This is a genomic window from Terasakiella sp. SH-1, from assembly GCF_004564135.1.
Classification (GTDB): domain Bacteria; phylum Pseudomonadota; class Alphaproteobacteria; order Rhodospirillales; family Terasakiellaceae; genus Terasakiella.
In genome coordinates this window covers 2596870-2610810 of the sequence record NZ_CP038255.1, presented here as the reverse complement: position 1 = coordinate 2610810, position 13941 = coordinate 2596870, and the positions used below count along the sequence as shown (strand labels likewise).

At 48.0% G+C, this 13941-nt stretch carries 15 protein-coding genes; 13 read left to right on the top strand and 2 right to left on the bottom strand.

The window, feature by feature from the left end; all coding sequences use genetic code 11:
• The first annotated feature begins 1 nt into the window (after position 1).
• From E4K71_RS12170 to E4K71_RS12120, 11 genes are all read left to right on the top strand, one after another.
• The gene (locus E4K71_RS12170) at positions 2-880 is read left to right on the top strand and encodes a hypothetical protein (RefSeq protein WP_135079943.1); all 879 of its coding nucleotides are present in this window, start codon (positions 2-4) and stop codon (positions 878-880) included.
• A 119-nt stretch (positions 881-999) separates the two neighbouring features.
• Positions 1000-1506: a sulfur oxidation c-type cytochrome SoxX gene (gene soxX / locus E4K71_RS12165; protein WP_135079941.1), complete on the top strand. Its 507-nt coding sequence runs from the start codon at positions 1000-1002 to the stop codon at positions 1504-1506.
• A 48-nt stretch (positions 1507-1554) separates the two neighbouring features.
• Positions 1555-2031 carry a thiosulfate oxidation carrier protein SoxY gene (soxY, locus tag E4K71_RS12160; protein WP_135079939.1) on the top strand — a complete coding sequence of 159 codons (477 nt, stop codon included), beginning with the start codon at positions 1555-1557 and terminating at the stop codon, positions 2029-2031.
• 42 nt (positions 2032-2073) lie between these two features.
• Positions 2074-2403, top strand: coding sequence for a thiosulfate oxidation carrier complex protein SoxZ (gene soxZ / locus E4K71_RS12155; protein WP_135079937.1), 330 nt, complete (start codon positions 2074-2076; stop codon positions 2401-2403).
• A gap of 94 nt (positions 2404-2497) precedes the next feature.
• The gene (soxA, locus tag E4K71_RS12150) at positions 2498-3355 is read left to right on the top strand and encodes a sulfur oxidation c-type cytochrome SoxA (RefSeq protein ID WP_135079935.1); all 858 of its coding nucleotides are present in this window, start codon (positions 2498-2500) and stop codon (positions 3353-3355) included.
• A 136-nt stretch (positions 3356-3491) separates the two neighbouring features.
• Positions 3492-5180, top strand: coding sequence for a thiosulfohydrolase SoxB (gene soxB / locus E4K71_RS12145; RefSeq protein ID WP_135079933.1), 1689 nt, complete (start codon positions 3492-3494; stop codon positions 5178-5180).
• A gap of 18 nt (positions 5181-5198) precedes the next feature.
• Positions 5199-6530 carry a sulfite dehydrogenase gene (gene soxC / locus E4K71_RS12140; RefSeq protein ID WP_240796802.1) on the top strand — a complete coding sequence of 444 codons (1332 nt, stop codon included), beginning with the start codon at positions 5199-5201 and terminating at the stop codon, positions 6528-6530.
• Positions 6508-7173, top strand: a complete 666-nt coding sequence (locus E4K71_RS12135; RefSeq protein ID WP_167730510.1) for a cytochrome c — start codon at positions 6508-6510, stop codon at positions 7171-7173. The genes soxC and E4K71_RS12135 overlap by 23 nt, the downstream gene beginning before the upstream one ends.
• 66 nt (positions 7174-7239) lie before the next feature.
• The gene (locus tag E4K71_RS12130; RefSeq protein WP_135079929.1) at positions 7240-7614 is read left to right on the top strand and encodes a hypothetical protein; all 375 of its coding nucleotides are present in this window, start codon (positions 7240-7242) and stop codon (positions 7612-7614) included.
• Positions 7615-7635: 21 nt separating this feature from the next.
• On the top strand, positions 7636-8115 hold the full coding sequence (locus E4K71_RS12125; protein WP_135079927.1) for a DsrE family protein: 480 nt from the start codon (positions 7636-7638) through the stop codon (positions 8113-8115).
• A gap of 18 nt (positions 8116-8133) precedes the next feature.
• Positions 8134-8703 (top strand): thioredoxin family protein, encoded by a 570-nt coding sequence (locus tag E4K71_RS12120; RefSeq protein WP_135079925.1) that lies wholly within the window; start codon positions 8134-8136, stop codon positions 8701-8703.
• Between the two features lie 4 nt (positions 8704-8707).
• On the opposite strand, the gene E4K71_RS12115 is transcribed toward E4K71_RS12120, so the two are convergent.
• Positions 8708-9448, bottom strand: a complete 741-nt coding sequence (locus E4K71_RS12115) for a cytochrome c biogenesis protein CcdA (protein WP_135079923.1) — start codon at positions 9446-9448, stop codon at positions 8708-8710.
• A gap of 107 nt (positions 9449-9555) precedes the next feature.
• Here E4K71_RS12115 and E4K71_RS12110 point away from each other — a divergent pair, with 107 nt between their 5' ends.
• Both E4K71_RS12110 and E4K71_RS12105 read left to right on the top strand, forming a co-directional pair.
• A complete protein-coding gene (locus E4K71_RS12110; protein ID WP_167730507.1) occupies positions 9556-10458 on the top strand; it encodes an alpha/beta hydrolase in 903 nt (300 codons plus the stop codon).
• A gap of 14 nt (positions 10459-10472) precedes the next feature.
• Positions 10473-11087, top strand: a complete 615-nt coding sequence (locus E4K71_RS12105) for a rhodanese-like domain-containing protein (RefSeq protein ID WP_135079919.1) — start codon at positions 10473-10475, stop codon at positions 11085-11087.
• Here E4K71_RS12105 and E4K71_RS12100 read toward each other — a convergent pair.
• Positions 11084-13753 (bottom strand): PAS domain S-box protein, encoded by a 2670-nt coding sequence (locus E4K71_RS12100; protein ID WP_167730505.1) that lies wholly within the window; start codon positions 13751-13753, stop codon positions 11084-11086. The two genes, E4K71_RS12105 and E4K71_RS12100, sit on opposite strands and share 4 nt — an antisense overlap.
• Positions 13754-13941: the final 188 nt, after the last annotated feature.

Here is a 13941-nt window from a genome sequence, read left to right as displayed (position 1 = left end):
CATGGATGCTCCCATCGCGATTGTACGCGGTGTGGGGGATGTGGGCTCTGCCATTGCCTGGAAGCTTTTTCAGGCAGGCTTTGTTGTTATTTGCCATGAAAACAGACAACCCAGAACCATTCGCCGCCGCATGGCCTTTTGTGATGCGCTATGGAAAGGGGAGGCTGTTTTGCAAGGGGTGTGTGCCCAAAAGGTTGACCGGGTTGAACAGCTGTTGCCTGTTGCACAGGAGCGCAAGCAGGTCGCTGTATATAGCGGGCCGTTTGAGGCAGCCCTCAAGGCGACCAAGCCTTCTCTTATCATTGATGGCCGTATTCAGAAATTCACCAAGGTTGAAGCACTGAAAGGTTTGGCGCCTTTGACGATTGGCGTTGGCCCGAGCTTTGAAGCTGGTAAACATGTCGATCTGGTGGTTGAAAGTTGTTGGGGGGATGACCTGGGCAAGGTGATTTCCCAAGGCTGTGCCTCGGCTCCGGTACCACTACCACCCAAGTTAAATGGTATTGGCTGGGAACGTTTTGTGCGGGCAGAGGGCACAGGCGTTTTTGAAACCGCTCTGGATATTGGACAATATGTTGAAAAGGGCGACTTGTTGGGCCAGTTGGGGGGCAAGCCTGTTCTGGCCTCCATTACCGGATATTTGCGCGGCTTGTTAACACCGGGGCTTAAGGTCATTAACGGTGAAAAACTGGCTGAAATTGATCCGCGTGAAGACTTGGCCCATTTTGAAGGGTTGGCTGAACGCCCCAGAGGAATCGCATGGGGTGTTTTATCGGCACTTCACAGGTCTTTGCCCATTGAGGCGAGACCTCAAAATCTAAAAATGCTTTTAGATCAAGGAGGTCTGGATGTTTCTGGAGATGTGGCAAAAATTTGTTGAGTTTTAGAGTATTATAATATTAGAATGTTGGAGTATTCGAGGCCGTTGGGGGAAGCCAGGGGGGACTCGAATAGAAAAAGAAAGGTTCAAAATGAACCAAAATATAATTGGGAGGATATATGCGTAACCGTAATTTTAAGCGCACGGTAGCCTATAGCATCACTTGCGGTGTTGTTGTAGGTAGCCTTGCCTTTGGCTCTTCGTCTGCCCTGGCCGAAAGCAGCCTTGAACGTGTTAGCGAACCTAATCTAAAGCCCTATACCATTGTGGATGGCACTTCGATTCCGAAGTCTTTCACAGGGAAGCCGGGTAATCCTGCAAATGGGAAAAAGCTGTTTGTACATCGCAAAAAAGGTAATTGCCTGACATGTCATACAGCACCAATTCCGGAACAGCAGTTTCATGGTCAGGTTGCTCCTGATCTTGCTGGTGTGGCAGATCGGATGACAGAAGGCGAAATTCGCCTGCGTATTGTTAATCCGAAACTGATGAACCCGGATACACCAATGATGGCTTATTACAAAACCCATGGTCTGAACCAGGTCAAGAAGAGTTTTGTTGGTAAGCCGATGTTGAATGAGCAAGAGCTCGAAGATGTCATCGCCTATTTGATGACTCTGAAATAACCATGATCGTGAAGGGGAGCCTTCACAAATTTATTAGAGAGGCCTTTAATGACTCAAGTAACTGACAAGTCCAAGCTGAGCCGCCGCGACGTTTTGAAAGTCGCTGGTGTTGGCACGGTTGCAGCACTGGGCGCTGCGACATTAGCAGGTAACGCCAATGCGACACCGGCTGACGTGGATGCGTACTTTAAGAAAGTAAAAGCTGCGGGTGCAAAAGCATCTAAAGTGACTGTTGACGGTCCGGAAATCGCAGAAAACGGGAACACTGTTCCGGTTGAGATTTCTGTAGATGCGCCGCAGACTGAAAAAGAATATGTGAAGACTATCTTTGTCGCCGCAGACGGCAACCCGTCTCCGGAAGTTATCACTTTTAATCTGACACCTGCTTCTGGTTCTGCACGTGTGAAATTCCGCGTTCGTTTGGCAACAACGCAAAAAGTTCGCGCTGTCGCTATGATGAACGATGGTCGCACGTTCACAGGTGAGAAAGAAATCAAAGTAACCATCGGCGGCTGCGGCGGCTGATCGCGTTTCACTGTTTAAAAGATTTATAAGGATTAAAAAGTTATGGCAAAAGCACCTAAGCCTCGCGTGAAAGCGCCGAAAAAGGCAGAAAAAGGCGACGTTGTTACAATCAAAACAACAATTTCCCACCGTATGGAATCTGGCCAGCGTAAAGGCAAAGACGGCAAGAAGATCCCCAAGCGTATCATCAATAAATTCGAAGCCCTGTTTAATGGCAAAGAAATCATGAGCGCAAACCTGTTCACTTCTATTTCTGCAAACCCGTATATCGACTTCGACATGCTGGTCACAGAAGCTGGTGAATTTGAGTTCAAATGGTATGACGACAACGGTGACGTCTATACTAAAAAGTCGAAAATGAAACTGGGCTAATTTCGTCTTCGGGGGGAGATGGGGGTGCCCTTTGGTGTCATGCTGAAGGGCATAAGCCTTAAGAAATATAAAAAATTTTCGGGAGGTACATCGCATGACGATGTTAAAATATAAAAAACCTATCGCCCTAGCGTTCGGTGCGATCATGGGACTGTCTGTTTCCACTGCATTTGCCGATGACCATATGTCGGACATTGTTCATATTATGCCGCAAACCGATCCGGTTGAGAAAGGCATGGAAAAATATGCACATGGGGATGCCCGCAGCGGGATCACTTACGCCAGTGATGAGACGCGTGTATTGCAGATGGATGATTTTGAAAACCCGGCTTTTCTCTGGGTTGAGAAATCACAGGAAGAATGGTCCAAGGTTGATGGGGATGCAGGCAAGTCCTGTCAAACCTGCCATGGTGATGTTGAGGATATGAAAGGCGTCGGTACTGTCTATCCCAAATATGATCCGGAAGTGGGTGATCTGTTGAACCTGGAAAAACGCATTAACCTGTGTCGTTCTGAAGGCATGCAGGCCACACCATGGAAATGGGAATCTGATGAGCTTCTCGGCATGACCGCACTGGTGAAAATGCAGTCCCGTGGTATGCCTGTCCGTGTAGATATTGAAGGCCCGGCCAAAGAGTACTTTGAAAAGGGTATGGAATATTACAACACGCGTGTTGGTCAGATGGATATGGCGTGTAAGCACTGTCACGTTGACCAGAACGGTAATTATATGCGGGCTGAATTGCTGAGTCAGGGACAAGCGAATGGTTTCCCGACCTATCGTTTGAAATGGCAGAAACTGGGCTCTCTTCACAGACGTTTTCGTGGGTGTAACAACAACATCCGTGCAACGAAGCTGAAGGCGGGTTCCCCGGAATATATGGCTTTGGAACTTTATGTGACATGGCGTGGGAACGGCCTGCCGGTCGAAGCCCCCTCTGTACGTAAGTAAAGCTGTACTAACAGCCTCTTTTTAAAGGCGGTTTTTTAGGGGGGGGGCCTAAAAAACCGTCCCTTAAAAGTGGGGCTCATGCTTCAAATGTCAATTTGAGGTTGAATTGTTAATAATTTTTGGAAGGCTATAATTGATGCTTTCAAGACGTGATTTCTTACAGGTCGCTGCTGCCACAGCAGCAATGGTGCCTGCTGTTGGTTCGCTGGGGCATGCCGCGAGTGCACAGAAAGTTACACAGGAAGAACTTTTAAAGTTTGACACAAAGGGTCAGGTGACCTTGTTGAACTTCACTGATATCCACGCCCAACTGGTTCCGCTGTATTTTCGTGAGCCGTCTGTAAACCTGGGGGTTGGGGAAGTAAACGGTCTGGTGCCACATATCACAGGTAAGAAATTACTGGATCATTATGGTCTGATGGCGGGCACAGCTAATGCCTATGCCTTTACCTCCGTTGATTTTGCACAATTGTCTAAAGAATATGGCCGTGTTGGTGGTGTTGCCCAAATGGCAACCTTGATCAAGTCCATCCGTGAAGAACGCCCGGACAACACTTTGTTGATTGACTGCGGTGATACATGGCAGGGGTCTTATACATCTTTGCAGACACAAGGCGAAGATATGGTGGATGTGTGTAACAAGCTTGGCGTTGACGCCATGACGGCACACTGGGAATTCACCTATGGTCAGGACCGTGTTCAGGAACTGGTGGAAAAATGTAACTTCCCGTTCCTGTGCGGTAACGTTCAGGATACCGAGTGGGAAGAAGATGTCTTTGAACATACCGCCTTCTTTGAACGTGGTGGCGTGAAAGTGGCCCTGATCGGTCAGGCTTTCCCTTATACACCTGTGGCAAATCCGCGCTACATGATGCCGGAATGGTCTTTTGGTATTCGTCCGCAGAAACTGCAAAAACGTATCAATGATGCCAAGAAAGAAGGCGCTGAACTGATCGTTGTGGCCTCTCACGATGGTTTTGATGTGGATCGCAAGTTGGCGGCAACTGTTGACGGCATTGATGTGTTGTTGACAGGTCACACCCATGATGCCGTGCCTAACGTGATCAAGGTTGGCGAGACCTTGATGGTTGCAACAGGGTCCCACGGGAAGTTCCTGGGTCGTTTGGACTTGAAAGTTGAAAACAAGAAAGTTGTCGATCACAGCTTCAAGCTGATGCCGATTTTCTCTGACGTGATCAAGCCGGATGAAGAAATGCAGGCACTGGTCGATAGTATCCGTGGCCCGCATAAAGAACATATCGAAACCGTGGTCGGCCATTCTGAAGGTCTGCTTTATCGTCGCGGTAACTTCAACGGTACCTTTGATGATTTGATCTGTCAGGCGCTGCTGGAAGGCCGCGATGCAGAAATTTCCATGTCGCCGGGTTTCCGCTGGGGCTCAAGCCTGCCACCGGGTGGGGCGATCACCATGGATGATATTTATAACCAAACCGCCATCACCTATCCGAACGCGTACCGTTCGAAGATGACGGGGAAAATGATCAAGGACATCTTGGAAGATGTTGCCGATAACCTGTTCAACACTGACCCGTTCTATCAACAGGGTGGGGACATGGTTCGTATCGGCGGCATGGGTTACACCATCGACATTCACAAGCCGATGGGGCAACGCATTACCAATATGGTTCATTTGAAAACCGGAAAACCGATTGAGGCGTCAAAAGAGTATGTCGTCGCAGGTTGGGCTTCCGTGAATGAGGGTACTGAAGGGCCCGCAATCTGGGATGTGGTTTCTGGCTATGTCAAAAATCACAAAACAGTCAATATTCCTGAAAACCAAAATGTAAAAGTTATTGGGGCTTAACTGGGGAAAAGTAAAAGCATGAAAGACGTAAAAACAAATAGCAAAGCCGTTATGGCACAAGCGGAACGTGAAAGCGCTGTATTGCAGCCGACACGCCGTTCGTTCCTGCGTGGCAGCGCAATCGCCGCTGGGGCTGCTGCAACAGTTGGTGCAACCGGTGGTGCTGCCTTGGCAGCGGGGAACCCGAAACATTTGCCGCCGAACGTGCCGCCATGGTCTATGGAACTGGGCGATAGCGTAACAGCGCAACCATATGGTATCCCGTCACAATATGAGAAAAACGTTCACCGTCGCACGGTGCCGTGGCTGACACCGACAGGGGAAAGCTCTATTTCTTTCACACCGATTCAGGACCTGCATGGCATCATTACGCCGAACGGCCTGCATTTTGAACGTCACCATGGTGGCTTCCCGCATATCCCGAAGGAAGACTTCCGCCTGATCGTTCATGGTATGGTGAAAAACGAACGTATGTACACCATGGAAGACCTGATGCGTCTACCGCAGGTATCGCGCATTCACTTCGTTGAATGTCCGGCGAACTCCGGTGCGGAATGGCGTGGTGCACAGATGGACAAACTGCAATTCACCCATGGTATGGTGAGCTGCTGTGAATGGACAGGTGTATTGGTTAAAACTCTGATGGAAGAACTGGGTGTGAAATCCGGTGCCAAATGGGTCCTGGCCGAAGGTGCTGATGCTGCGGGCATGTCACGTTCCATTCCGATTGAGAAACTGGGCGATGACTGTATCCTTGCTTACGCACAAAACGGTGAAATGCTGCGTCCTGAACAAGGCTATCCGTTGCGTCTTATTGTTCCGGGTTTTGAAGGGAACATGAACGTTAAATGGATCCGTCGTCTGGAATTTGGTGATCAGCCGTGGCACCACCGCGAAGAAACATCCAAATATACCGATACGATGGCTGATGGTTCATCTCGTCGCTTCACATGGTTTATGGATGCGAAATCTGTGATTACGTCTCCTTGTCCGGAATATCCGATGCTGGGTAAAGGCTATCACCAGATCCGTGGTTTGGCATGGTCTGGCATGGGCAAGATCAAGGGGGTTGATATCTCCGTTGATGGCGGTAAAAACTGGATGCCTGCTCGTCTTGAAGGTCAGGTTTTGGATAAAGCATTGACACGTTTCGTCTTTGATTGGGAATGGAACGGTCAGGAAGCCCTGCTGCAAAGCCGTTGTTATGACGAAAAAGGCAATGTTCAGCCGACAATTGATCAGTTGCGTGAAATCCGTGGCACATGGTCGATCTATCACAACAACTCCATCCACACATGGCTGGTTCAGAAAAATGGGGAGGTTCTTAATGTTCAAGTTTCCGGTAAGTAAAGCATTGATGGGCCTTGCGCTTGGCGGTGTGTTGGTAACAACAGCGGCTTGCGCAGGTGACGAGCTGAAATATGGTTTCGGTGTCAAGCCGACCAAGGCGGAAATCGCGGGCTGGGATATTGATGCGCGCCCTGACGGCCTGGGCTTGCCCCCAGGCAGTGGCGGCTACGAGGAAGGTGAAGAACTGTTCCAAGAGCAGTGCGCTGTATGTCATGGTGAATTTGCTGATGGCGGCGGCGGGCGTTACCCACCGTTGGTTGGTGGCGATCCGGAACATCTGTCACAAGAAGCTTCACCGGGGCAGCCGGAAAAGACAATCGGGTCTTACTGGCCGTATGCTTCCACTGTTTTTGACTATATCAAACGGGCCATGCCATTTGGTAACGCACAGTCACTGACAGACGATGAAGTCTATGCCATCACCAACTTCTTGATGGTGGAAAATGGCCTTCATGATGAAGATCAGCCGATGGATGCCAAAGCGCTGGCGGCGATCAAAATGCCGAACGAAGGGGGCTTCTTCATGGACCCGCGTCCTGATACGAAGAACCCGCATTGTATGAAGGATTGTTATAAGTCCGTCGATATTACGTCCAAGGCGACCTTGGGTGTGACACCGACAGGCGAAGACGCACTGCGTTAATCTGATTAAGCGAGGGGGCGAAAACCAAATTTGCGGTTTTCGCCCTTTTTCTGTATAGTGAGGCCCATGATGAAAAAAGCGATTGTGCTGTGTGCACTTCTGTTTGCTACCTGGATTGTTCCAAATCCAGCCAAAGCGGACTCTTTGATTTTCGTTCATTCACCGGGATGTATGTATTGTGAAATGTGGCGTGAACAAGTTTTGCCCATGTATCACAAAACCGAAGAAGGCAAGCGCCTTCCCTTGCGACAGGTTAATCTGGATCGTGGGATGCCGAAAGATTTGAAGCATCTCATCTACCCGAGTTTTACCCCGACCTTTATTGTAATGGATGACCAAAATCGCGAGGTTGGGCGTATCCTTGGGTATAATGAAGAATTTTTCTGGGGATTTATTCAACAGGAACTCAAGAAACTGGATCGTAAGAAAATTACATCCTAAGAACTCATAAGGTGGCCGTTCATGCTTTCCCTGTTTCGTCTGTTTGTTTTCGCAATCATTGCCCTGACTTTAACCGGGAAAGGGGCTGAGGCGCAGGAGCGTCACGACCTTCCTCATGACACCAAGGTGATGGAACCTGAACCGGATTGGGATAACCCCCGCAAGATTGTGTTGCAAGTTACCACCAAAGACGAATTTCACATCAACAATGTCTATTATAATGCCATTAACATGCAGAAGTTTTATGGCACGGATAATGTGAAAATTGCCATTGTGTTTTATGGCCCAGGTATTCGCCCAATTTTGAAAGAGTCAGCCATTGCGGCGGCGCGGGTGAAGTCCTTGCAGGATTATGAAGTCGAATTTATCGCCTGTAATAATACCATGACAACAATTGGGAAAAAGGCCGATGATCTTTTACCCGGGGTCCGTTTGGTGACGTCGGGTATTGCGGAAATCATTGAGAAGAAAATTGAGGGATGGCACTACATCATCCCCTAAAACTGGGAGCTTGGAAAAATGAAAAAGGTTTTATTTGCGCTGTTTGGGCTTGTCATCAGCAGCACACTGGCACAAGCAGCTGAACCGGAAGTCAATGAGTTTGGCCTCTATCACAAAGACTGGTTCCATGAGAGCTTCCTCGATATGAGCGAGGATTTTGAAATGGCAAAAGAAGAAGGTAAGCGCTTTGCCATCATCTGGGAACAAAAAGGTTGCCCTTATTGCAAAGACCTTCACTCAAAAACGCTCTCTCAGGACCATATCAAAAAATATATGCAGGATAACTTTATCGTTGTTCAGATGAATATCTGGGGGGATCGTGACGTGACGGATTTTGACGGCACGGAAATGACGGAAAAAGAGTTTGCAGCTAAAAACGCAATTGCCTTTACCCCGACGGTTCAGTTCTTACATGAAGACATCACAGGCAAAGAAGGGATGGCCCGTGATGCGGCCCGCCTGCCGGGCTTTTTTCGCCCGTTTCATTTCAAGGCGATGTTGAATTACGTGAATGACAAAATGTATGAAACAGGTAAGCCGTTTCAACGCTACATCGTTGAACTGGCACAATCTGGGCAAAAACCGTAAGGCATCAATTTAGACCATTTAAGACCGGGAAGGTTTTCAATAACCAGCCTGTCAAATCTGTCAGGCTCCCGGTCAGGATGAGGATACCTGTCAGGACGAGCAAAAGTCCCATGGCGATTTCCACCTTGTGAAGGTGGCGGCGAAACTTGCCCAGAAATCCCATAAAATGAGCACTTAATGCCGCTGCCAGCATAAAGGGAATGCCTAGCCCCGCTGCATAGACAGCAAGCAATGTCACCCCGTCACTTAATTCCCCCATGCCCCCGGCAATCATCAAGATGGTGGAGAGGACCGGGCCAACACAAGGGGTCCAGCCAAAACCAAACGCAAGACCGAGAATAAAGGCCCCGATCATGCCTGCGGGTTTTTGATCGGGATGGATGCGTTTTTCAAAATTGAGAAAGGCAATTTTGAAAGCCCCCATATAGTGCAGGCCGAAAATCACAATAATTGAGCCGCCAACCATGGACAGGGTTTGTTTATATTGGGCTATGAATTGGCCCAGTGTGGTTGCCGCAGCCCCCATGGCAATGAAAATGCTTGATAGCCCAAGGACAAAGGCAAATCCCGCCCATAGAACATTGGAGCGATTGAAATCGGTTGTGTTTTCTTTTGCTGTCAGCTGTTCAAGGGAGTTTCCACTAATGAAACAGAGATAGGCCGGGACCAGCGGCAAAATGCAGGGAGACAGAAATGTTAAGAGACCCGCACTAAATGCTGCCAGAAATGAGACGTCCAAGGGCATGGCTTATCCTTTTTTGATTACAGGAAAGACTCGCATAAGATATTAGAGTAATATAAATTAGCAATAAATAAAAGAAAACACATATGCTGATATCAGGGAGGATATTTATGAAAAAAATTGCATATCTGCTCGGGATGCTTTCCTGTGCTGTTTTTTCATCCCCAATTCAGGCCGAAGAGGTTGAGCTGAAACTTCCAAACGGGCTGACCGCTTTGGGGAGCTTGGAACTGGCTGATGGGAAAAGCTTGAAAGACGATGGTGTTGTTCTGTTCGTTCATGGCACCTTGGCCCATAAGGATATGGCGATTGTGAGCGCCCAACGAGAGTTGCTGAATGAACGGGAACTCAATGTTTTGGCGGTGAATTTAACACTGGGACTGGATAAACGGTCTGGCATGTATGATTGTGCACTGCCTCATACCCATAAGCATCGTGATTCTGTTGATGAAATTGACAGTTGGCTGAACTGGCTGAAAGACAAGGGCGCAGGCTCTGTGACCTTGATTGGGCATTCTCGTGGGGGCAATCAGGTGGCCTGGCATGAAGCGGAACGTTCTCATGACTTGGTGAAGCAACTGGTGTTGGTTGCCCCGCAGACATGGAGTGAGGCAAAAGAAAAAGCCTCTTACAAAAAACGCTATAATAAAGGATATGGGCCTGTCTTGCAGGAGATGCAGGCCAAGGTGAAAGCGGGGAAAGGGGCTGATCTGAATAAAGCGATCGACTTTATCTATTGTGCAGGTGCAAGTGTAAGTGCCGATGCCTTTGTCGATTATTATACGGCTGATACAAAGCTGGATACGCCGACTTTGTTGTCTTCGATTAAAAAGCCTGTTCTTGTTGTTGCTGCCAGTGATGATACGGTGGTGGCAGATTTGCCGGGGAAAATGGAAAAAAATCAACAGGACAATGTGTCTTTTGTCACGGTTGAAGAAGCCGATCATATGTTTATTGATTTTGCCAGTGAAGATCTGGCCGATCAGATTGCAGAATTTTTAGGTAGTGAATAAGGGAAGACCTTTTGATGAATAAGTTTATTGTTGCCTTGTGGGTTGTGATTGCAGGCTTTGGGCTTTCTGCCCATGCAGAGGAAGCGGCTTCTGGCAAGGAAGTGAATATTGCCAAGGGGCTGAAAAATATCATTGTGGAAACCGACGATGGACCGATCTCCATTGAACGTGTTCAAGATACAACAAATGAGATCATGGCCGATTTCGCCTTGACCTCTCGCCCCTGTCCACCGTTTTGTGTGCAACCGATGAAGGCCGCAGACGGTGTGGAAACTGTGGGGGAACTGGAAATCGTTGAATTCCTGCGTGATAAAAAAGGGTTGTTGGTGGATGCACGTACCGAAGAATGGCATTTCAAAGGGACAATTCCAGGCTCTGTCAATATTCCTTATGTGGAAGCTTCAACCCGTATGGATGAAATGGGCTGTAAGAAAAGCAAGGGGAAATGGGATTGTACCAAGGCGGAAAGTCTTATCCTTTATTGCAATGGCCCGTGGTGTGGTCAGTCCCAAGCTGCCATTCGTTCATTGATCAATGCCGGTTATCCTGCCCAGAAGCTGAATTATTATCGCGGTGGCATGCAGGCTTGGCATGCACTGGGGCTGACTGTTGTCGAAGGTGGCCTTTAAGCTTTTCGTCCCAACAGATCCTGCATTGTTTTTGTAAGTACATCAATGGGGACCGGCTTGGGAATAAAGCGATCTACGCCGAAATCGGCAGCGTTTTCTGCCCCCACATGCTGATCATACCCAGACATCATAATGATTGGGATACGGGGGCGGATTTCACGGATGGCTTTTGCCAGTTGATCACCTGATAGTTTTGGCATGGTCTGGTCAGTTAAGATAATCTGATATTTATCGGGCTGGGACTTGAAAGCTTTCAAGGCATCCGGGCTGTGATTGAAACTTTCATATTCATAGCCCACTTCTTCCAACAGCTCTTCTAAAAAGCGGGTGTTCAGCGTTTCATCGTCAACGACCAGCGCACATTCGTGATTGCCTCTGGCAATATCCGGGACGGTTTCTTCTCCAACAACGGGTTCATTACTGGTTGGGAAATAGATGGTGAAGACGGTTCCCAACCCCAGAACACTATCAACGAAAATGTCACCTTGATGTTCCTGCACGATGGCATGGACCATGGCAAGGCCAAGCCCGGTGCCTTTACCGCTTTCCTTTGTGGTATAAAAGGGATCAAAAATACGGCTGGCGGTTTCTTCATCCATACCATGGCCGGTATCAATCACTTTTAGGCGGACATAAGGCCCTTCTTCCAGGTTGGGGGAAGAGTTTGCCAGATATTCATCAACCTCAATCTCTTTCAGGGTAATGGTTAAAGTTCCCCCGGCCTTATCCATAGCCTGAACGGCATTGGTACTCAGGTTCAGGATCATTTGTTGAATTTGGCTGTCTGCTGCGATGACGGCAGGGCAGTCGTCTTCCAATTTAAGGGTGATTTTAATGTTGGCCGGGGTTGTGGCCTTCATCAAATCCATGGCTTCATTAATAATAGGGGTAAGGGAAATGCTTGCCATGTCACTTTCACTTTTGCGCGAAAATGCCAAAATTTGTTTGATCATGTCCGCCCCGCGTTTGGCAGATTTAGCGATCTGGACAATGCGCTCATAATTGGGGTCATTGTCTGGAATGCGCGAACTCAGCAGGGAGGAATAGCCTAAAATCGGGGTCAGGATATTATTGAAATCATGGGCAATGCCACCGGCCAGCGTCCCGATGGTTTCCATTTTCTGGGCTTGGCGCAATTGCTTTTCCAAAAGCTTTTGGCTTTTTTCCTGATCACGACGTTTGGAAATGTCTGTGATAAAGGCAACGCTACGGGAACTTTCGCTTTGGCTAATCGGTAGGTTGGAGGCATTAATTTCCACAGGAACAGGGCTCCCGTCTTTCTTGAGCAAGCGTAACTCAAGGGAGACATGAGGGGGGCGGTTTTCTGATTGATAATAGCTTTTCAACAAGTCTTGATCATTGGGATGGATAAATTTTTCAAACGGAAAAAACAGCATTTCATCACGTTTGTAATCCAGCATTTCATAAAGGGCGGTGTTGATATCAATCAATTCCATATGTTTGATATCAATAATACTAAAACCTTCTGAGGTGGCTTCGATAATGGCGCGCAAGCTACCTTCTGTTGCTTTTAGGGCATCTTCGGCTTTTTTACGTTCACTAATATCCTGACCGGAACTGAGGACGCCGATAATATTGCCGTCTTTATCCATTTCCAGTGCATTATGCCAATAGACACGGCGCAAATGACCGTTTTTGGTCAGAATATCATTTTCAAAATAAGAGGAAGCCGTTCCTTGTTGATAGGACAAGCCGGGTTTGAACAGGTCCTGAAAAACAAGACGAACTTGTTGGCGGACTTGTGTGGGAATGGCAAGTTCAAACCAGTCTTTGCCGATCAGTTCATCTTCTTGATAGCCCATCACGTCCAGCCCGCGCTGGTTGATCATGGCGATTTTTCCATTTGTATCCAGACGCAGGATAATGGCTTCAGCAATGGTCAGGAAGCGTTCGGTCTCATTCTTCTGGCGCTTGAGGTCAGCTTCTGCTGTATCTTTGGCAGTTAGGTAGGAGCCGATGACTTTCAGCATATTGTTGCCTGCTGTGGTCACTTCTTCAAACTCATGTGAACGCATGGTTTCACTGAGGGTCAGGGTGTTTTTATCAGGCGTTTCCGGGGTGATTTTTGAAAAATCATCGGCCAGTTGTTGCAAGGGGCGAGTGACCCTGTTGTGGAAAACATAAAAAAGGAAAATCGCAATGCCGAAACTTTGCAACAGGGTGGAAGAAAGAATGATCAATGCCCGTTTGGTAAAGGCTTCGGCCATAAAATGCGGTGTTGCATCAATGCGCAGGCGACCAATCGCTGTGTCGGGGTCTTTTTCCTGATGCAGGGTGATGTGATAGACATATTGTTGTTCAAATAAATGATCTGAGATCCAGCTATTGGGCAATTCCCCTCGAAAGCGCTGCAAGGTAGCCATAATGGCTTCTTGTTCATCACGGATGACGACTTTGGAAATAGGGGGGAATTCAAACAGGCCGTTGGCGACTTCTTTGGCCAGACTGCTGTCAAATGTATAAACTGCCTTAACCGCCGCTTTTTCAACAGAACCGATGAGATGCTGAATTTCTTCTTCGAAATTGTCAATGCGTTGATGATAGTCCCAAATGACCTGAAGGCTTCCGATGATCAGGCCGAAACAAAGTGTCAGCAGAACGACCGTGCGGGCCGTATGATAGGCGATGGTATGCTGCGCAGACATCTTTGTCTCCATCAAAGCTTTTAGTTTTTGTTAATACTATGATGTTTTAATCAATGGGACAAGCTAGGTCGGACTCTATATCACAGCCTGTGTTTATGTGAAATCTGGGGGAAGACACATCGGTTCTCTGTTTGATCAGTCATAGACGTATAGGCTAAAGAGAGTTAGTCTGAAATAAAACAATTACC

Bases quoted from the DNA above. Each gene is read 5' to 3' on its own strand.
- E4K71_RS12170 (WP_135079943.1), top strand. From the start codon at position 2: ATGGATGCTCCCATCGCGATTGTACGCGGTGTGGGGGATGTGGGCTCT.
- soxX (WP_135079941.1), top strand. From the start codon at position 1,000: ATGCGTAACCGTAATTTTAAGCGCACGGTAGCCTATAGCATCACTTGC.
- soxY (WP_135079939.1), top strand. From the start codon at position 1,555: ATGACTCAAGTAACTGACAAGTCCAAGCTGAGCCGCCGCGACGTTTTG.
- soxZ (WP_135079937.1), top strand. From the start codon at position 2,074: ATGGCAAAAGCACCTAAGCCTCGCGTGAAAGCGCCGAAAAAGGCAGAA.
- soxA (WP_135079935.1), top strand. From the start codon at position 2,498: ATGACGATGTTAAAATATAAAAAACCTATCGCCCTAGCGTTCGGTGCG.
- soxB (WP_135079933.1), top strand. From the start codon at position 3,492: ATGCTTTCAAGACGTGATTTCTTACAGGTCGCTGCTGCCACAGCAGCA.
- soxC (WP_240796802.1), top strand. From the start codon at position 5,199: ATGAAAGACGTAAAAACAAATAGCAAAGCCGTTATGGCACAAGCGGAA.
- E4K71_RS12135 (WP_167730510.1), top strand. From the start codon at position 6,508: ATGTTCAAGTTTCCGGTAAGTAAAGCATTGATGGGCCTTGCGCTTGGC.
- E4K71_RS12130 (WP_135079929.1), top strand. From the start codon at position 7,240: ATGATGAAAAAAGCGATTGTGCTGTGTGCACTTCTGTTTGCTACCTGG.
- E4K71_RS12125 (WP_135079927.1), top strand. From the start codon at position 7,636: ATGCTTTCCCTGTTTCGTCTGTTTGTTTTCGCAATCATTGCCCTGACT.
- E4K71_RS12120 (WP_135079925.1), top strand. From the start codon at position 8,134: ATGAAAAAGGTTTTATTTGCGCTGTTTGGGCTTGTCATCAGCAGCACA.
- E4K71_RS12115 (WP_135079923.1), bottom strand. From the start codon at position 9,448: ATGCCCTTGGACGTCTCATTTCTGGCAGCATTTAGTGCGGGTCTCTTA.
- E4K71_RS12110 (WP_167730507.1), top strand. From the start codon at position 9,556: ATGAAAAAAATTGCATATCTGCTCGGGATGCTTTCCTGTGCTGTTTTT.
- E4K71_RS12105 (WP_135079919.1), top strand. From the start codon at position 10,473: ATGAATAAGTTTATTGTTGCCTTGTGGGTTGTGATTGCAGGCTTTGGG.
- E4K71_RS12100 (WP_167730505.1), bottom strand. From the start codon at position 13,753: ATGTCTGCGCAGCATACCATCGCCTATCATACGGCCCGCACGGTCGTT.